Below are 16565 nucleotides of genomic sequence, written 5' to 3'. Positions count from 1 at the left end.
TCACTGTCTAGCGGGGAAGATCGATCCGCGTGGCGGGAAGGAGGCCGCCTATAAAGGCGACATCTTCGCGCGCAGCGCGCCGATCGCGCAGCTCAGTGACACCAACCTAGCGCGCTTCTTCGGACCGCTCGCGCCTGCGGATGCCGTGGAACTCTTCGCCAGCCGATGAACAAACGTCCGGTTTCAGGAAGCGCGGATCGAGCCGTAGGTGACCGCATCTGGGTCTCAGCCGCCAAAAAATGCAGTGATGAAACAGCGCTCGCCTTCGGCAATTAACCGGCGCTGCTAGCCGTTCAGCAGGCGTTCGTAGAATGTGGTTAGCTCGTCGTTCTCGTCACTGCGCAAATCTGAGCCGATCAAGCTCTACCCCCATTTCTATATCTGTCACCGACAACCGATCTTTCCATTCACGGACGATGACCGGCATGTAGGTCGAGCTGTCGAGGATCAGCCCCGCGCCACCTAACGCTGCTGCAGTCGCCGCAGCGCGCTTTTCATCAACGATCCGAACTGTGCCGAGCGGTTCGACATAGCGTTCGTCATGGCGGTGGCGCTTGCCCATCATTGCTAAGGCGTTCGACCCGAAGAACGCAAAACTTTCCGCCGCCACCGACCGCCGTGCCAGATAGCTTGCAGGCAGCGCATCCCGAGCGCCCGCCAACATGCATGGCGCCAATTCCTGCCAGCGCTCCACCACGTAGCGCGCCGCCAGCGCCGGTACCATGAATGCATCCATCAGCTTCGTAGCAGTGGCGAGCGCAGCCAGTTCAGCGATCCCGTAGCGCAGCCGCCCCAACGCCTGATCGTCACGCCTTGGCACACCAAGCCGCTGAAGCTGCCGGACACGCGCATCGAATGCGGTTCGCGCGATCGCCGGCAACCCGCAAGCGTCCATCAGCACGGTGATCGCGTCGCCGTACGACAAGCTCAAGGCGGATGGGTTCGGGTCGGCCACGGCACAGCGATGACTCGATCGACGACAGCGAGGCAAGCTCTCAATTTGACATATTCCGTACACGGACCTATAGGTCAGTTCATGCTGCTGCCTACGCCCTTCGAACCAAGTGCCATGTCGACTGCCGCTTCGATCGTGCACGCAGCGGCTGGCATGTTTTCGGTGGAGACCCACGCGACCGACCCGCACATGATGCGCCTTGTCGCGAACCATGGTGGAACGCGCATCTTGTGGACGCGGCACTTTGGCGATCTCGCCGACCGCGACGCTGTGCTCGAACGCGTAAGCGCCGGCGCGTTCGATCTCGTGTTCTACGGGCGTGTGACGATGATCTTCGGGCCGGCGGCAATCACCGCCGCCTGCGACAAACTTGTCAAAAACGCGCGCGAGGTGCGCCGCGAGCAAGCGGCGGCCGAGGCGCAACGACAGCGCGATTTCAAAGTCATCAACCTGTACGCGCCTGACACTAAGCGCGGTTACAGGCTCGAACTTAAGCGCAGAAGCGGCCACGATGCCGAATGGTCGGTGCAGTACGATCGTGCCAGCGAACGCGACCGACTGTGCGACTGGCTGCGCTGGCAAGTGCCGCGGTTCGCTGCCTTTCTCGACCATGCCGCCAAGCACGGTTCGGAGAAGCTGACCCGGATGCTCATCGACGAGATGTTCGAGACCGAACGGCGGATCAAAAAGGAAGGGCGCGGCGCCGGTGGCATGCGGCCGCTGCGGATGTGGCGAGGTGACTGATGAATGATCTGACCCCCTTTATGTCGGCGCGTCCGGCGATGGTCGTCGGTCAAGCCTTCGACGACTGCCCAGCGCCGCTGGGCCTGAGCGAACCCTTCGCGCTGAACGGCGGCGACCGGCTCGGTCCCGATGGAATCGCATTCGAATTCATGCACGAGCATCAGTCCGCGTTCTTGCGGTGGGTTGGGGCCAACTGCGAGACGCTCATCGCGACCGGTCGGCCGTGGTTCCGCGGCAATCCGGTGCTGGCGACCGGTCCCGTGGGTGCCGGGCGAACGCACGCCGCGCGCTGGCTGGCGCTTGTCGCGGGCGTGCCACACGTCATCATAAATCTGACGGATCCGGTCATTGCCGCGAATATCGCCTCGTCCGGCCGAACAACCGAGGCGCTGTGGGCGTCGCCGGTCACGGTCGCGATGGCCGCCCGGCGTTGCGCCAACCCGATCGCGACGGTGATCGGCATCGATAAGGTCAGTGACGACGTAGCCGCCGGGCTGGTCGCGATGATCGATCCCGCAACCGGGCGCGCGTGGAGCGAGGATTGCCTGCAGACCTATGTCAATTTCGCCGAAGTGACATGGATCGTCCAGTGCGATGACCTGACGCGCGTTCCGCCGTCGCTGCGCGCGCTCGCCGCGCATGTCGTGTTCGAGAAGCTACCGCGCGGCAAGGAGAATACCGCCGTGCTGTCGGTCATGCTCGAGGTGATCCATGACCTGGACCTCGATGAGGCCGACCCGACGCTCGACTGGCCGCACGTCGCGCGGCGCCTCAGCGGTTATCACTCCACCACACGGCAACTCTACGCCGAGATGACCGACGCGGTTCGCTGGGCCGCGCGCGGCGAAGAGACCGACCCCGATTTCGACGATCCCTACTGACAAGGAGAAGACAGATGACCCTGCTTGCTACACAGCCCGTTGCGCGCGGCTGGACGGCCACCATGCCCACGCACGACCCGATTCCATCGGTGCGTACGCGCCCGCACCTCTATCTGGTTGGCGAGGCTGAGCGCTCGTGCACGGCGCAGGCGACGCCGGCCGGCCGCACGTCGATCCGCATCAACGGGCAGTGGCATGAGTTGCGCGGGCGCACCGCGACGTTCGCGCAGCTTCTGCGGCTCGCCTTCCCCCACCAGGCGCTTGCGGCGCCGAGCGCCGCCACCGTGTCGTTCCGCGGCGGCGTGGGCCTGCGGCCGAGCGGCATCATGACCCCGGGCGACGTCATCGAGATCGCTGATGGTCTCATCGTCAACGCCGACGCGACCTATGCCAGCTGAACCAGCCCCGGCGGACGGGGCATCGCCGGTCGCGGCGAGTCCGTTCGTCTACGAGGACACCGCCGCATCCCGGGCGGGGATCGCGGCGGTGTCCGCTCGGCTCGCCGGCGGCACCATCGCGATCATCGGGCTTGGCGGCACCGGCTCGGAGACGCTTGACCTCGTCAGCAAGACACCGTGCGAGCGGATCGTGCTGATCGATGGCGACATCGTCGAGCAGCACACTGCGTGGCGGGCGCCCGGCGCGATGTCGTTCGACGACATCGCCGCCGGGCTGCCCAAGGTCGAGCATTACGCGCAGGTCTACGGGCGGATGCACCGCGGTATCGTTGCGCATGCCGCCCACCTCGGTCCCAACAATGTTCATCTGCTCAATGACGTCGATTTCGTGTTCGTCTGCGTCGACAGTGTCGAGGCAAGGGCGTTCATCATCCCCGAACTGGAAGCCCGCGATCTGCCGTTTATCGACGCAGGTCTTGGCCTGCGCCTCGCGGGTGACAAGCTGATGGGACAGGTTCGCGTAACGACCAGTACGCCGGAGATGCGCCAGCACATCGCCCAGCGCGTGCCGACCGCCGGTGGCGATGACGACGAACTGTACCGCAGCAACATCCAAGTCGGCGACCTCAACCGCCTCGCCGCCACGCTCGCGGTGATCCAGTACAAGCAGCTGCGCGGCTTCTACGCCGACACCGAGGGCGAATACACCTGCATCTACGCGGTAGACGGGAACACCATCGTCAACGCGGATCGCCCGTAGCATCGCGATGATCTCGCCGTGTGGTCAGAGCCTCTCCTGCAACGCTCGCTCGCCGCGACCGGCAAGCCCGTAGAGGTCCACCACCTCGCGACCGGTCGCGCGCCATGGGAATGCGGGGTCGGCGCCGCGCGGAACAGCCGCCCAGGCAGCCTCGGGAATCGGCGCCAGCGGCGCCCATGCCGTTTCCAGTTCGACCACCACCTCATCACGGTCGTTGTCGACACGAGCGACCATGAAGTCATGCGTCGTGAAGAACGGGTGGTCGACGATCTCGGACGCGCGCCAACGATCGTTACTGGTCGGGTTTTTGAGCAGCGCGGACAATATCATTTCAGGCAAATGGTGGCGCGCGATGCGGATCAGTGCACGGTCGCCCAGTATGGCGATCGCGGGAACGTGGTGCGACAGCTCGATCCGCTCGGCGACCGCCTGGCCGCTCCTCACCCGGATCTTCGCCGACATCTGGCCGAGCTCGCGCCGCGAGCGCCGCGCAAGATCGCCCACGACCGGCGCTGCGTCAGCGCGGCCGGTGAGGCTCAGACCCTTGGCCAGCGGCTTATCGACCCGCGACCACGCGAGCCACTTGCCGAGCATATCGGATCCGGCGACCAGCCACAGCGGCGTGCCGGTTTCACCCGCCGCAGCGACCATCGCACCAGCGCGCTGATACGCAATCTGCGCTTCGATTGCCGAGGCCAGTCGCTCGAATGCATGCGGTTGGGCGTCGCCGAACGTGATCGTCGCGCCGGCGATGGTGATGGCGAGCCGGTCACGATCGCCCGACAAAGCGACGTCTGCGGGATCGACCATTGCGAGCATCGCCTGGGCGATTGCGCGCGGGAACTCGCTGCTTCCGCTCATCGTACTACGCCCAGACGGTCCATCGCGATCACCGATAGCGCGCCGACGGCACGGTTGCACGGTATCGCCGAGCCGATCACATTTATCCCGAGGTTACATCGTCGATGCGATTTGCGCGCGCCACGCTTGCCCCAGGAGGCAAGTATGACGAACGACGACATTCCTGATGATTTCGAAGCGCTGATCTCGGCGATCAACTACGAGATCGAGCGTGCTACAGCGGATAGCAACGATGCGCCTGCGCGGATTGTCCTGCTAGACGCGGAGCAAGCGGCCCTCGGCCAGCATCCAAACACCATCGCCTACAGACACGGCGGGTTGGCAGCGCTGCGCGATATGGGGGCTGCCCATATTCTCGCGCACGCCGGCTTCTACCGTCTGCCCTACGGCGACGCCATCGCCCGGCTCGGCGATGCGCGCGATGACGGCGACGACGATTGCCTGATCGCAGCGCTCCGTCGGGTCTGCGAAAGCGACCCGTTGCTCGAGATCGCGGGGCTCGCGTGGCTGGACGAGCACGGCCTGCTCAAGGGCGGCGGCATCGATCCGTTTTGGATCAAGCGTCCGAAACTCGGGCTCGGCCAACCCGCCAAACTACACGGGCTCATGGTTGCCGACGCCGCCGCGCACCGCGGCCTCTACACGCTGACGCCCTGCGAGCTGCGCGGTCGGTTCGCCACGGTCGCGACCGCTTTCACCGACACGTTCGGCGATCTGATGCCTGCAGTCATCGCCGCCGGCGGCGCCAAGCTCGCCGCGACCGGCGAGGCGGCAAGCGAGGCCGATGCCGCCGAGCGCTATTGGGCGAAGTGCGCAAGCTTCGCCGCGCACCAGCGCGCCCACGGCGATCGGCGCTGGCGTTGGAAGCCGCCGCTCTCGCGGCAAGGTCATCATGCGCGCACGATCGCCGAGCTCAAGGGGGTTGCGATGCCCGCCGAGCGCACCCGCGGCCACTCCGCCACCTGGCTCGACGACAATGGAGCCAACCCACGCTTCCGGGAGGATCAGCGATGACCCGGATCACGATCACCGAGAACGGTTGCGAGACGATCGTCACCGACATCGCGCCCTATCGCGCTGAGCTCACGGCAACCGTCGCCAAGCTCAAGCCGATCTATGCCCGGTTCGAGAGCGGTACGGTGAGCGCACTGGACGGGCGCGAAGACGAGATCGTGCGCCACATCAATCGTGTCGAGGAGCTCGAGTACATGATCGCCTCGTTCGAGCAGGCATGCATCCGCCGCGCCAACATCCTCGCCGGTTGGGAGATCGTGAAACGATACCATGCGGAGGGCGAGGCATGACTCCCGCCGCCGTCAATACCGACAATCGCATGGTTATCGCCGGACTGGTCGCCAACGGCGCCGCCGTCCGACCCGCGCTGATCACCGCAACGGGTCGCGCCGCACCCAGCCGGTTCGCGGTTCTGCCGCCCGGCGCCTGGGTGCCGTTCGCGTTGTTGCCCCATGTCGACTATATCGATGATCCCGATCGGCGTCCTGGCGGTGGGTTCGTCGGAGGACGGCAATCGTGCATTGCACCGTGGTTGAAACCTGGCGCGGTCCCGGCGGCAGCGAGCCTCGGCGTCACCCTTCGCGCACTGCCTGCATCCGGCGACGACATCTTGCGCGAATTACGCGCCCGCTCCGGCCTGTGGTCGGCGCCCGGCGCGCTGTTCGCGCGCGCAGCCTGGACCGATGCCTCGGTCGCGACCTGGCTCGACCGGCTTCGAGTTAATGGAGATGATGCGCGGCTGAGCACCGCGCATCTTCAAGGGTCCTTCGCGCTGCGCAAAATGTGGATGGCAGTAGAATGGAATGTCGGCTCTGTCGCCGGTGTTCCCCTCGTAACTGCATCGGGTGCCGTGGCAGTCGGCCGAGCGCTCATCGACGTGGTCGCGATCGTTGATCGATTGGCGACACCGGCGAAAAGCGAGACACAGGTGCGAAGCGAGTGCGAGGCGGCGCTCGAGGCTCTGCTTACTGCGCTTCACCACTATCTTCGGCATCTGCGCGCCGCCGAAGCTGCCGGCGATCCGGACGTCATGCGGCACAAGCTTTCCCGCGCGATCGTGTGGGCACGTACAATCCTCGATGCGGTAGGCGTGTTCTCGGTTACCAGCGATGCGCCCCGTAAGCGCTGGCAGCGGCTTAGCCATATGCTGGAAGGCAAAGCTTCGCGCGATCACGCCGGTGGTGCAGCGTCGAAGCTCGAACAGATATCGCGTGAGCTCGAATGCCTGGCCTGCGCCAATCTCGGCGCCCGCCTCGAACGTACCGGTTGGCGCCCGCACATCCGCCGCGCCCTGCTTCGGCTGGCGATGCCGGATCGCGAACGGCGTATGAGCGGGCTGGCGCGGATCCGCTGCGACCTGATCTTCGCGCTGGCCATGTCGCGCCAACTTGACCGCATATATCGCTTGTTCCCGTGGCTGGCGGCGCCGCACGGCGCGTTTCCGGGCTGCGCCGGCGGTGCGCTCGGCGCACTGGCCTCGCTTTACGAGTCCTCGCGCGGCGTCGACATCGGCAATGACATGAAGCGTCGTCTGGTTGACACCGACCAAGGGCCAGGAACGGTGAGGCGCATGACCGTGCGAGCGGTGAGCGGCGTTTACGCCAACCCCCGTCACATAGTCCTCGCCGCAGGGCGCAACTACGCCGCCGGCGCCGCACTCGCCGCCCAGGTCACCAGCCACGTCATGGTCAAGGCGGCGCTCTACGGCCAGCATTTCGGTGGCGGGCTGTCGCTGGAGGCGACGCGCGGCGGATTTCTCGGCTACAACGACGTGGCCACGTTCAAGCTGAAGCGCACGCGCGACGCGGTCGTCGTCATCCAGCAGGCGCAGCCAGCGTTCGAGGTGACGGCGCGCGACGACGATCTCATCCGGCATATGGGCCTGACCCTCGTTCGGCACCTCGGCGCGATGGTCCGTGCGATCTGGCCGACCAGTTTTCAGCGTGGCGATTTCGTAATCCACCGCGCGATGATCCATTTTGGGCGCAAGCCGCGCAAGAACGGCGATCGCCGAGCCGACGCCGACGGGCCGTGGGATGCATTCAGCAAGCATCGCATCCACCAGGAACTGGTGCGCTCGATGCTGCTCACGCTCGATGGCGGTGTGGGTTCGGCCGGTTCTGTCCGCAATGCGATAACAGACATTGCGACACCGCCCTCCGATGACGGCGAATATGCTCGTGCCGCGAGAATGCGGGAACGCGCGAGCCGTACCGACGGGGCTTACGAGGAGCATGATGAAGGTCAAGGCGGCGCCAGAGCCGCCGGTAAGGAGGCGACCAATGCGGGCAACCGCGGGCAAATCCTCCGCGACCTTGTCGATGACATGCGACGCTGGCGACCGGTCGATCCCAGAAAGCCGCAGCCCGCCCCGCAGGACGATCTGCTCGAGGATATCCTACGCGGGTACGCTAATCTCGCCCAGTTGGCGCCGGTATCGGACCTGTTCGTGCCGATCCTCTGGTTCGCGCCGCTGATCGACCGCGACCGGCTCGCCTGGATTGCACGCGGTATGCCGGGACAAGCATCGGCTGATGATGACACAAGTCGCGCAGCTAAGCTCAAAAGCTGGCTGGACGGTGTGCGTCGCTGGTCATCGGCGCCGTTCGCCGGACCGATCGTAACGGGCCGCGAGGATGTCGTTGCATGCCACCTGTTCACCGGCGTGTCGCCGGTGACCGCAGACCTTGGCCATGTTCGGTGACCCGGCGCGCTCGTGGCACCGTGAAACACCTTTGCGGCGCCTGGCCGGTCGAGGCACCCGCAAATCTATCCTTGGAGGCAATTATCATGTTCATCATGTGCGATGAGATGTGGAACAGCGTGGACATCTACGGACCGCAAGCCGACATCGACCGGTTCAAACGTCGCTTCGTCATCCCCGCAACCGAGGGCGACCACGCGGGCAGTACGCTGACTTTCGATCTCAACGACGTCAGTGCCGATCCGATCTGGAACTTCAGAGAACTCGGGCCGCACGAGCACGGCATGTACTCGTTCGCCTTCGACAGCCACACGAACTTTCCGGCCCACGCATTCGAACGCTTCGTCGAGATGTTTCCAAGGCTGTATTTCGACTGCGAGTGCATTGCGGATGACGACACTTGCATGGGCTATGGCTGGTTCAACCCGCCGCCCGGTGGGAAGCCATTCTGCTATGATTACGATGTTCCGCAGGATTATTGGACGGGTCGTAGTTGCAAACGCTCAAGCCCAGAGCAGCGCAGGCACATGATAGTCATCAATGCACTGAAACAGCGCCTGCGCGGCACGAATTGCGCCCGTCCCGGCTCGTAGTGGTCGCAGGCCTCACCGGAGAGCACACCGTCATCGGCTGTTGGAAATCGCGATAGGGATTTGGGAAGAGACCGACTGGAAAGAGGGCGATGCGGAGGCCGCGCCCGCGGATGCACTCCCTCACCTTCCTCATCTTGGTCGCGAATGATTGGTGAGTGAGGCTGTAGGGCGTTAGGACGAGCCCGATCTCCAGTGCCATTTCAGCTATGGGCCGAGCTAGAAGCTCAGCCCAGCCAACAGCTTCTCCTCATCAGTCGACTCTGTTCAACTGAAGCCGTCCGCCGCCGGAGTGCAGGAGCTTGTCGGCGGGAACGTGCTCGGCGGCGTCGGTCGCGAGCCCTTGGCGTTTTTCCAATCGAACGCAATGGTGGTCATCGGATCCATCGACGAGTGAAGCGGTCGCCCTATGGCGCCACGCTTTCGTAACAGCCTAGCGAGGCGTTACATCGTCGATGCGTTTTCCCGTCGGCAAGCTCGATTCATCAGCAATCGAGGGATCGCCTACATGAGCACGAACGAACTCCCGCTGGACGGCTCGACGCCGCCCAGGCGCAATCAGAAAACCAACTACGTCGTCGAGTTCCTGCGCCACGACCAGACGATGGTGTCGCTCAAGAACCCGCGATTCGATTACCTCATCACGGACGAGAGCGTCGCGCCGCTCGTTGCCGAACTGAAAGCGGTCGGTCAGGCGCATGACGCGATCGGCGAGCGCGGACCGAACGGCCTCGTCGAAATCCTCGCAGGCTCTCGACGCCGACACGCATGCAACATCCTGGGCAGTCCGCTGCGCGTACGGGTGTACGAGAAGGGCGCGCTAACCGCGGAGCAGGCGCTCAAGATCGCCAATCGCGAGGATCGCGGTGCGCTTGAGGTCAGCCTGTGGGACAGATCGGCGTCCTGGGCGCGTATGCTCGACGGCAAGCTGGTGACCAACGAGACGCGACTGGCCGAGGCGGTCGGCGAGGACAAGTCCGCGATCAACCGCGGGCTCGCCTTGCAGAAGGCGCCTGTCGCCATCCTCGGTCTCGTCGCCGACCGGCGCGCCATCTCGATGACCCAGTGGGCCCAACTCGCGCCGTTGCTTGAGGATGAGGAGCAACGCGAGCGCGTACTCGCCTGCGCCGCGCTGATGGCGGGCCAGACTCTCGGCGTTGCGCCGTTGTTCAGAAAGCTGACCGCCGCGGCCGCCGGCAAGGATGAGATCAAGCCGGTCGAGGTCCGCAACCGTCACGGCAAGGTCATCGCGACGATCACCCCCGACCACCGCGGGGCGTTCACGATCCGGGTCAAGTCGATGACCGAGCAGCATCCGTCCTACCGCCTCGATCACGTCAAAATGATCAACGCCGCCTTCGTCGATCTCCTCAAGGACTGGTTCGGCGACGCCTGACCCGGCCACGACCATCCCAACGTTGAAAGGAGGCTATAATGCCCGAATTCGAATCGATGAAGTTTCCGTTCGGCTCGGTGAAGCGGCGCCGTGCGCCGATCACCAGCCCGACCCTGCTGGCGTTGCCCGAAAGCGCGCGGCCCGCGCCGATCCTCGCCTGCGCGACCTGCCCGACAGGCAGCTGGTATCACGACGAGGAGCAACTCGCCTGCCACTGCTCTGCGCGGCGTTATGTGTCGTGGCTCTCTAAGCAGAAGGCGATAACGTTGTGCGATGATCGCGAAGCGGCGCTCGCCGAGCAGGACGCGCAAGCGAACAGAAGCGAGTAGCCTCGCCATCAGGGGTCAGGCGACCACCTGACCGTACCGACGCATCATCGCAGAGGCACGCGCACTCGAGCGTGGATACAGGCTGAAGTGCGCGGTCATCGCGATCGACAACCGCAGGTGCCGCGCCATCAGCCGCCGGTTGGCGCGGGACACGTTCCAGGCCGGCATGAAATCGATCGCGTTGCACGGTGCGCGGGTCGCGAGCAGCGCACGCATCAGGCGCGCCGAGCGCCAGCAGTACCAGGCCGCAATCACCGTCGCGAGGCCATCGACCAGCAGGATCAGCACGTACTCGGCGATCTTGAACGCGGCAAATGCCAGCGCCAGCATGATAATCGCGGTCATTCCAGTCTCCTTTTTCCCTCCAGCCCCAGCTGGATCATTCTCTCCTTCATCTCTCAGGCGTCTTGGCGGTTACATCGTCGCTGCGATTTTGCGTCGGCACATGCTGGTCGATGGACAGGACCAACGCTTATCCCGCTAATTCCGGAGTCGATCCGTGCGCGAAGATCGGTGCCGCTTTTCCCGCCGCCCGCCCACTGGGCGACCGTATTATCGCGGATCGGCTGCCGGACTCTTTCGCGCTGGCGCGATCGGAGTCAGAATGGCTTCTGACGCTGCTTAGCGCGGACGACCTGCGCTACATTTTCGAAGGCCCGGCCGATGGCAAAGACAAGGATTGAACGCGCGCTCGGCTATGTTCGGGTGTCTACCCAGCGGCAGGCCGAGGGCGGCATCAGCCTCGACAATCAGGAGGAACGGCTCACCGCACACTACAGGCAACGCGGCGTCGAGCTCGTCGATATCTACCGCGATGGCGGGCTCTCCGGCACCACCGACAACCGGCCTGGCCTGCAGGCACTGTTCGAACACGCGCTGCGGCCCGGCAGCGGGGTCTCCGAGATTGGCGTCTACAGCTTCTCGCGCCTTTTTCGGGATCACTATCTGCTCGAGCATTACCGTCGAAAGCTGAAGCGCGCCGGGGTGCGCATCGTCGCGATCACTCAGGAGGTCGGCCAGGACGCCGAGGGCGACCTGGTGCGCTCGGTGCTGTCCAACTTTGACGAATACCAGTCGCGTCAGACCGCCAAGTTCACGCGCGATACGATGAAGCGCAACGCCGAAGCGGGCTTCTGGAACGGCGCGATCCCGCCGTTTGGCTATACGACCGAGATCGCCGAGATGCGCGGGCCCAAGGCCAAGAAGCGGCTAGTGATCGAACCGTCCGAGGCGCTGCAGGTCCAGCAGATCTTTCGCATGAAGCGGGTCGGGATCGGCCAGGGACCAATGGGCTACAAGAAGATTGTCTGCCACCTGAACTCGAGCGGCACGACCCTGCGAGGCCGCAAGTGGCACGTGTCCAACGTCCGTGACGTGCTCACTCGCTCTACCTACCGTGGCAAGCATCTCTACGGCGTCAACGATACACGCAACGGCATCAAGCGGCCCGAGGAGGAATGGCAGGAAGTTCCCGCCCCGGTCATCATCCCCGAAGCCGAATGGCTCGAGGTCCAGGCGGGTATCGCCCGCAACGCCAGTCATATCACCCCGGCGCGGATCGTCTCCGGCCCGACCATGTTGGCCGGCATCGCCAAGTGCGGTCATCCCGAATGCGGCCATGCGCTGGCAATCGCGACCGGCAAGGGTGGACGCTATCGCTACTACCGTTGCTCGCGTCGCCTGCGGCGCGGCGAGACGGCGTGCGAGGGGACCAGCATCCGCGACGAGAAGCTGGAGACCATCGTCATCGACGCGATGGCCGAGCGGCTGCTGCGGCCCGAGCGGCTCCAGACGCTCCTCGCCAACCTACTCGACGACAGTTCCGCCGCCGTTCGCGAACGACAGGCGCACCTCAAGGCGCTTCGCACCGAGCGGACGCGGGTCGAGGGTGCGGTACAGAACATGTTCGATTTCATCGAACAGGGAATCGTGTCGCCACGCGACGCAGACTTCACCGCACGCCTCGCCGCACAGCGGACGCGCCGCGCCGATCTCGAGCAGGAGATCTTGCTGGTCGAGCGTCAGCTGTCCGCAGCCGACCGTCGGGTGACGCCGGAAGCCATCGAGCGGCTCGGCGAAGTCATCCTCGGCAAGCTGCGATCCGAGGATCACACGCTGCGGCAGGGCTACGCCCGCCGGTTTATCGCCAAGGTCGTGGTCGCGCCCAACCGCATAACCATCACGGGACCGATCAAGCCCCTCGAGTTGGCGGTTGGCGGTGACCCCGAGCAGATCGCACCAGCGGTGCCCTCTTCTGCTCGGGAGTGGTGCCCCTGGCCGGACTCGAACCAGCATGCCTTGCGGCAACCGATTTTGAGTCGGTCGCGTCTACCAATTTCGCCACAGGGGCAGCGAAGGCGCATCCGCTAGACGATGCCGGCGGCGGGGGCAAGCGCTTGTGCCGATGCGTGCGGCGGGATAGCCGGACGGCGGCCCCCTTCCCATATCCGTGTCGTGACCATGCGTATCCTCCTTTCGCTCCTTGCCCTCACCCTCACGCTGCCGGCGAGCGCCGCCGAGCCGACCAACCGGCCGACGCCGGGCTATGTCCGCGTGAGACTGAACACCTCGGCCGGGCCGATCGTGCTGGCGCTGGATGCCCGCCGCGCGCCGCGGACGACGGCGAATTTCCTGGCCTATGTCGACGACGGGCGGTTCGACGGGACGGTTTTCTACCGATCGGCCCGCAAGAAGATCGATCCGAAGACCGGGTTCATCCAGGGGGGCATTCGCCAGGACGCGCGGCGGATGCTGCCGACCTTTCCGCTCGAAAAGACCACGCAGACCGGCATCAGGCATATCGACGCCACGATCAGCATGGCCCGCCCGGCCTATGGCGGATCGGCGGGCGGCAATTTCTTCATCACCGTTGGCGCCGCCCCGAACATGGATGCGAACGGCACATATGAAGGCTATCCCGCCTTCGGCCGGGTCGTAGCGGGCATGGAGGTTGTGAAGCGTATCCTGGCACTGCCGACCGGCGGCGGCGAAGGCGCAATGAAGGGCCAGATGCTGTTCAAGCCGATCCTGATCAAAAGCGCACAGCGCCTCGACGGCACGCCCAAACCCACCGGCAGGCCCAAGCCGTGGATGATGGGGCTGCCGACCCGCGAATAAGGCTCACGCGCGCGGCGCTTGCCGTCGATAGCTGAGCGCCTCGGCCACATGAATGCGCCCGACGCGCTCCGCACCCGCCAGATCCGCGATGGTCCGAGCGACCCGCAGCACGCGGGTATAGCTGCGAGCCGACAGGCGCATCGCTTCGGCCGCTTGCGCCAGCAGCGCGCGGCCGGCGTCGTCGGGAGTGGAATGCGCGTCGAGAACGGGGCCATCGGCCTCGGCATTGGTGCGCGCGGTGTCGGCGGCATAGCGGACGGACTGGACGGCGCGGGCGGCGGCAACGCGAGCGGCGACTTCGGCGGAACCTTCGGTCGGGGGCGGCAGGACCAGGTCGGCGGCACTGACCGCGGCGACGTCGACATGCAAATCGATTCGGTCGAGAAGTGGGCCAGAGACCTTCGCCTGATAGTCCGCCGCACACCGCGGCGCACGGGCGCAGGCGAGGGCGGGGTCGCCCAGATGCCCGCAGCGGCACGGGTTCATCGCCGCGACCAGCTGGACGTTCGCCGGGAACGTCACGTGCGCATTCGCCCGCGCCACGCTGACAGTACCGGTTTCCAGCGGCTGGCGCAGCGAATCGAGCACGGCGCGCTGGAATTCGGGCAGTTCGTCAAGGAACAGGACGCCGAGATGTGCGAGGCTGACCTCGCCCGGCTTCACGCGCAGCCCACCGCCGGTCAGCGCCGCCATCGACGCCGAATGATGCGGGTTGCGGAATGGCCGCGCGCGGGTCAGGCGCCCCCCGCTCAGCGTCCCGGCGACCGACTGCACCATCGAGACTTCGAGCGCCTCGGCCGCGTCGAGCGGCGGCAGGATGCCGGGCAGGCAGGCGGCCATCAGCGACTTTCCCGATCCGGGCGGGCCGACCATCAGCAGATTATGCCCGCCGGCCGCCGCGATCTCCAGCGCGCGCTTGGCGGTTTCCTGGCCCTTCACCTGTTTCAGGTCGGGGCCGAAGCCGGGCTCCGCCGCTTCGCCGGGCTGGGGCGGGGAAAGGAGCTGGAGGCCCTTGAGGTGGTTGAGCAGGCCGATCATGTCGGGCGCGGCCAAGACCTCGACCGATCCGGCCCACGCCGCCTCCGGCCCTTGCGCGGCGGGGCAGACCAGGCCCTTTCCTTCCGCCGAGGCGTGGAGCGCCGCGAGCAGCACGCCGGGCGAGGCCTGGATGCGACCGTCGAGCCCGAGTTCGCCGACGATGACATACTCGCTCAGCGTCTCGGCATCGACGACGCCCATCGCCGCCAGCAACGCGAGCGCGATCGGCAGGTCGAAATGCGATCCTTCCTTCGGCAGGTCGGCGGGCGACAGGTTGACCGTGATCCGCTTGGGCGGCAGCGCCAGGCCCATCGCGGCGATCGCGCCCCGCACGCGCTCGCGGCTTTCCGCCACCGCCTTGTCGGGCAGGCCGACGACGACGAAGGCCGGCAGTCCGGCGACCAAAGTGCACTGCACCTCGACTCCCCGCGCCTCCAGCCCGAGATACGCCACGGTCGACACGATCGCGACCACCTGAGCCCCCTTCCCCTGATCCAGGTTGCAACCATAGCGAAACAATTGTCCGCTGGAAGTGTCTTGCAAGGTCAATACGCGGGGGCCACATCGGCCCGGTGAGTCGTCCCCGAAATCCAGCGTTGCGCACTGCGGCCCTGTCGCTGGGCGTCCTGCTGATTCTGGTGACGCCGCTGGCCGCGCTGTTGCCGGGGCCGGCGGGCATCTTCACCTTCGCCGGGGGTGCCGGTCTGGTGTTGCAGAATTCGCGGTGGGCGAAGTACCAGTTCGCGCGCGGCAAGCGGCGCTTCCCGCGCACCGGGCGGCTGGCGGATCGGGCGCTCAGGCGGGCCTCGGCACGCCGCCGGCGCCTCCGCGAGCAGGCAGCAGCAAGCGTTGACTAATCCAGGGGCTTTGCCTATGGGAGCCGCCGACGTGGCCGTCCCGTGTGGCGGCCTTTTGACTTTTGACGAATTGGGAATGAACGATGAAGCGGACCTTTCAGCCGAGCAACCTGGTGCGTGCACGCCGTCACGGCTTCCGCTCGCGGATGGCGACGGTCGGTGGTCGCAACGTGATTCGCGCTCGCCGCGCGCGCGGCCGCAAGAAGCTGTCGGCCTGAGCCACGACGGCATCGCGCGGGTCACGGCCCGCGCGGATTATCTGAAGGCAAACGGCGGACGCCGGGCAGCGATGCCCGGCTTCGTGCTTTTGGTGTACCCGCGGAACGACGGCGACCCCCGCCCGCGGATCGGGATCACGGTCTCCAAGAAGGTCGATTCGCGCGCGGTGGTGCGCAATCGGATGAAGCGGCGGTTCCGGGCACTGGCGCGCGAGATACTGGCGACGGAGGGCGTTGCCGGTGCGGACCACATCCTGATCGGGCGTGGCGGTCCCGGGATCGAACGGCCGTGGGATGATCTGCGCGCAGATCTGGTGAAGGCGATTCGCAAGGCGGCGCCGCGGTGACTTCGCCCTCCCCCTCGCAACCGTCATTCCGGCGAAGGCGGGAATCAATGGTCGCTGAAGGTGATGAGACTCACCAAGTGCAGCCAGAATTGACCCCCGCGTGCGGGGGGATGACGACTGGAAGACGGGCATCATGATGGCCCGCCTCCTCATGGCGATCGCCCGCCTCTGGCAGCTCGGCCCCTCGCTGCTGCTGCCGGCATCGTGCCGCTACAGCCCGTCATGTTCGGCCTATGCAATAGAGGCGCTTCGCCGCTATGGCGCGGCCAAAGGAAGCTGGCTGGCGGCGAAGCGGATCGCGCGCTGTCATCCATGGGGCGGTCATGGCCATGATCCGGTGCCCTAAAGAGATTTTC

At 65.8% G+C, this 16565-nt stretch carries 20 protein-coding genes, 1 tRNA gene and 3 pseudogenes; 18 read left to right on the top strand and 6 right to left on the bottom strand.

Going from position 1 to position 16565, the window contains the following annotated elements; genetic code table 11:
• Positions 1–334: 334 nt before the first annotated feature.
• A complete protein-coding gene (locus tag JW805_03145) occupies positions 335–955 on the bottom strand; it encodes a hypothetical protein (GenBank protein ID MBN2971012.1) in 621 nt (206 codons plus the stop codon).
• An 81-nt stretch (positions 956–1036) separates the two neighbouring features.
• Between JW805_03145 and JW805_03140 the strand changes: the two genes are divergently transcribed.
• The 4 genes from JW805_03140 to JW805_03125 are packed head-to-tail and all read left to right on the top strand — an operon-like array spanning position 1037 to position 3738.
• Positions 1037–1699, top strand: coding sequence for a hypothetical protein (locus tag JW805_03140; GenBank protein ID MBN2971011.1), 663 nt, complete (start codon positions 1037–1039; stop codon positions 1697–1699).
• The gene (locus JW805_03135; protein MBN2971010.1) at positions 1699–2580 is read left to right on the top strand and encodes a hypothetical protein; all 882 of its coding nucleotides are present in this window, start codon (positions 1699–1701) and stop codon (positions 2578–2580) included. Before JW805_03140 ends, JW805_03135 begins: the two co-directional genes overlap by 1 nt.
• A 14-nt stretch (positions 2581–2594) precedes the next feature.
• Positions 2595–2978 carry a multiubiquitin domain-containing protein gene (locus tag JW805_03130; protein ID MBN2971009.1) on the top strand — a complete coding sequence of 128 codons (384 nt, stop codon included), beginning with the start codon at positions 2595–2597 and terminating at the stop codon, positions 2976–2978.
• The gene (locus JW805_03125; GenBank protein MBN2971008.1) at positions 2968–3738 is read left to right on the top strand and encodes a ThiF family adenylyltransferase; all 771 of its coding nucleotides are present in this window, start codon (positions 2968–2970) and stop codon (positions 3736–3738) included. Before JW805_03130 ends, JW805_03125 begins: the two co-directional genes overlap by 11 nt.
• Positions 3739–3762: 24 nt before the next feature.
• On the opposite strand, the gene JW805_03120 is transcribed toward JW805_03125, so the two are convergent.
• On the bottom strand, positions 3763–4599 hold the full coding sequence (locus tag JW805_03120) for a hypothetical protein (protein MBN2971007.1): 837 nt from the start codon (positions 4597–4599) through the stop codon (positions 3763–3765).
• Between the two features lie 54 nt (positions 4600–4653).
• Here JW805_03120 and JW805_03115 point away from each other — a divergent pair, with 54 nt between their 5' ends.
• The 6 genes from JW805_03115 (at position 4654) to JW805_03090 (ending at position 10632) form a co-directional block, all read left to right on the top strand.
• Positions 4654–5613: a hypothetical protein gene (locus JW805_03115; protein ID MBN2971006.1), complete on the top strand. Its 960-nt coding sequence runs from the start codon at positions 4654–4656 to the stop codon at positions 5611–5613.
• A complete protein-coding gene (locus tag JW805_03110; GenBank protein ID MBN2971005.1) occupies positions 5610–5903 on the top strand; it encodes a hypothetical protein in 294 nt (97 codons plus the stop codon). Before JW805_03115 ends, JW805_03110 begins: the two co-directional genes overlap by 4 nt.
• Positions 5900–8317, top strand: a complete 2418-nt coding sequence (locus JW805_03105; protein ID MBN2971004.1) for a hypothetical protein — start codon at positions 5900–5902, stop codon at positions 8315–8317. The genes JW805_03110 and JW805_03105 overlap by 4 nt, the downstream gene beginning before the upstream one ends.
• An 86-nt stretch (positions 8318–8403) precedes the next feature.
• Positions 8404–8910 carry a hypothetical protein gene (locus tag JW805_03100; protein ID MBN2971003.1) on the top strand — a complete coding sequence of 169 codons (507 nt, stop codon included), beginning with the start codon at positions 8404–8406 and terminating at the stop codon, positions 8908–8910.
• Between the two features lie 505 nt (positions 8911–9415).
• Positions 9416–10303, top strand: coding sequence for a ParB N-terminal domain-containing protein (locus tag JW805_03095; protein MBN2971002.1), 888 nt, complete (start codon positions 9416–9418; stop codon positions 10301–10303).
• 38 nt (positions 10304–10341) lie between these two features.
• Complete coding sequence (locus JW805_03090; protein ID MBN2971001.1) at positions 10342–10632, top strand: hypothetical protein; 291 nt, start codon at positions 10342–10344, stop codon at positions 10630–10632.
• A 15-nt stretch (positions 10633–10647) separates the two neighbouring features.
• Here JW805_03090 and JW805_03085 read toward each other — a convergent pair whose 3' ends face one another.
• Entirely contained in the window at positions 10648–10977 is a 330-nt protein-coding gene (locus JW805_03085; protein ID MBN2971000.1) for a hypothetical protein, read from the bottom strand.
• Between the two features lie 110 nt (positions 10978–11087).
• Here JW805_03085 and JW805_03080 point away from each other — a divergent pair, with 110 nt between their 5' ends.
• The 4 genes and pseudogenes from JW805_03080 (at position 11088) to JW805_03065 (ending at position 12390) form a co-directional block, all read left to right on the top strand.
• Complete coding sequence (locus tag JW805_03080) at positions 11088–11315, top strand: hypothetical protein (protein MBN2970999.1); 228 nt, start codon at positions 11088–11090, stop codon at positions 11313–11315.
• Positions 11296–11763: pseudogene (locus JW805_03075) on the top strand (recombinase family protein). Before JW805_03080 ends, JW805_03075 begins: the two are co-directional and overlap by 20 nt.
• A pseudogene (locus JW805_03070) lies at positions 11740–12162 on the top strand (recombinase family protein). Before JW805_03075 ends, JW805_03070 begins: the two co-directional pseudogenes overlap by 24 nt.
• Positions 12163–12207: 45 nt before the next feature.
• Positions 12208–12390, top strand: a pseudogene (locus tag JW805_03065) (recombinase zinc beta ribbon domain-containing protein).
• Between the two features lie 48 nt (positions 12391–12438).
• Here JW805_03065 and JW805_03060 read toward each other — a convergent pair.
• Both JW805_03060 and JW805_03055 read right to left on the bottom strand, forming a co-directional pair.
• Entirely contained in the window at positions 12439–12927 is a 489-nt protein-coding gene (locus JW805_03060; protein MBN2970998.1) for a hypothetical protein, read from the bottom strand.
• A tRNA-Leu gene (locus JW805_03055) sits at positions 12898–12982 on the bottom strand. Before JW805_03055 ends, JW805_03060 begins: the two co-directional genes overlap by 30 nt.
• 110 nt (positions 12983–13092) lie before the next feature.
• Here JW805_03055 and JW805_03050 point away from each other — a divergent pair.
• Entirely contained in the window at positions 13093–13749 is a 657-nt protein-coding gene (locus JW805_03050; GenBank protein MBN2970997.1) for a peptidylprolyl isomerase, read from the top strand.
• A 3-nt stretch (positions 13750–13752) separates the two neighbouring features.
• Here JW805_03050 and JW805_03045 read toward each other — a convergent pair whose 3' ends face one another.
• Entirely contained in the window at positions 13753–15261 is a 1509-nt protein-coding gene (locus JW805_03045) for a YifB family Mg chelatase-like AAA ATPase (GenBank protein MBN2970996.1), read from the bottom strand.
• A gap of 122 nt (positions 15262–15383) precedes the next feature.
• On the opposite strand from JW805_03045, the gene JW805_03040 reads away from it, so the two are divergent.
• The 3 genes from JW805_03040 to yidD all read left to right on the top strand — a co-directional run bounded on the left by JW805_03040 (position 15384) and on the right by yidD (position 16555).
• Positions 15384–15644: a hypothetical protein gene (locus JW805_03040; protein MBN2970995.1), complete on the top strand. Its 261-nt coding sequence runs from the start codon at positions 15384–15386 to the stop codon at positions 15642–15644.
• Between the two features lie 83 nt (positions 15645–15727).
• Positions 15728–15862 (top strand): 50S ribosomal protein L34, encoded by a 135-nt coding sequence (gene rpmH, locus JW805_03035; GenBank protein MBN2970994.1) that lies wholly within the window; start codon positions 15728–15730, stop codon positions 15860–15862.
• Positions 15863–16342: 480 nt separating this feature from the next.
• Positions 16343–16555 carry a membrane protein insertion efficiency factor YidD gene (gene yidD, locus JW805_03030; protein ID MBN2970993.1) on the top strand — a complete coding sequence of 71 codons (213 nt, stop codon included), beginning with the start codon at positions 16343–16345 and terminating at the stop codon, positions 16553–16555.
• The last annotated feature ends 10 nt before the right edge of the window (positions 16556–16565 follow it).

The sequence above is a fragment of the Roseomonas aeriglobus genome, assembly GCA_016937575.1.
GTDB classification, from domain to species: domain Bacteria; phylum Pseudomonadota; class Alphaproteobacteria; order Sphingomonadales; family Sphingomonadaceae; genus Sphingomonas; species Sphingomonas aerigloba.
Note: the sequence above shows the minus strand (reverse complement) of the source record. Positions and strands in the feature narration are given on the sequence as shown.

Coding starts and splice junctions, on each gene's coding strand:
- JW805_03080 (MBN2970999.1), top strand. CDS start 11,088: ATGGACAGGACCAACGCTTATCCCGCTAATTCCGGAGTCGATCCGTGC.
- JW805_03110 (MBN2971005.1), top strand. CDS start 5,610: ATGACCCGGATCACGATCACCGAGAACGGTTGCGAGACGATCGTCACC.
- JW805_03120 (MBN2971007.1), bottom strand. CDS start 4,599: ATGAGCGGAAGCAGCGAGTTCCCGCGCGCAATCGCCCAGGCGATGCTC.
- JW805_03125 (MBN2971008.1), top strand. CDS start 2,968: ATGCCAGCTGAACCAGCCCCGGCGGACGGGGCATCGCCGGTCGCGGCG.
- JW805_03130 (MBN2971009.1), top strand. CDS start 2,595: ATGACCCTGCTTGCTACACAGCCCGTTGCGCGCGGCTGGACGGCCACC.
- JW805_03085 (MBN2971000.1), bottom strand. CDS start 10,977: ATGACCGCGATTATCATGCTGGCGCTGGCATTTGCCGCGTTCAAGATC.
- rpmH (MBN2970994.1), top strand. CDS start 15,728: ATGAAGCGGACCTTTCAGCCGAGCAACCTGGTGCGTGCACGCCGTCAC.
- yidD (MBN2970993.1), top strand. CDS start 16,343: ATGATGGCCCGCCTCCTCATGGCGATCGCCCGCCTCTGGCAGCTCGGC.
- JW805_03100 (MBN2971003.1), top strand. CDS start 8,404: ATGTTCATCATGTGCGATGAGATGTGGAACAGCGTGGACATCTACGGA.
- JW805_03050 (MBN2970997.1), top strand. CDS start 13,093: ATGCGTATCCTCCTTTCGCTCCTTGCCCTCACCCTCACGCTGCCGGCG.
- JW805_03090 (MBN2971001.1), top strand. CDS start 10,342: ATGCCCGAATTCGAATCGATGAAGTTTCCGTTCGGCTCGGTGAAGCGG.
- JW805_03105 (MBN2971004.1), top strand. CDS start 5,900: ATGACTCCCGCCGCCGTCAATACCGACAATCGCATGGTTATCGCCGGA.
- JW805_03060 (MBN2970998.1), bottom strand. CDS start 12,927: ATGCTGGTTCGAGTCCGGCCAGGGGCACCACTCCCGAGCAGAAGAGGG.
- JW805_03140 (MBN2971011.1), top strand. CDS start 1,037: ATGCTGCTGCCTACGCCCTTCGAACCAAGTGCCATGTCGACTGCCGCT.
- JW805_03095 (MBN2971002.1), top strand. CDS start 9,416: ATGAGCACGAACGAACTCCCGCTGGACGGCTCGACGCCGCCCAGGCGC.
- JW805_03135 (MBN2971010.1), top strand. CDS start 1,699: ATGAATGATCTGACCCCCTTTATGTCGGCGCGTCCGGCGATGGTCGTC.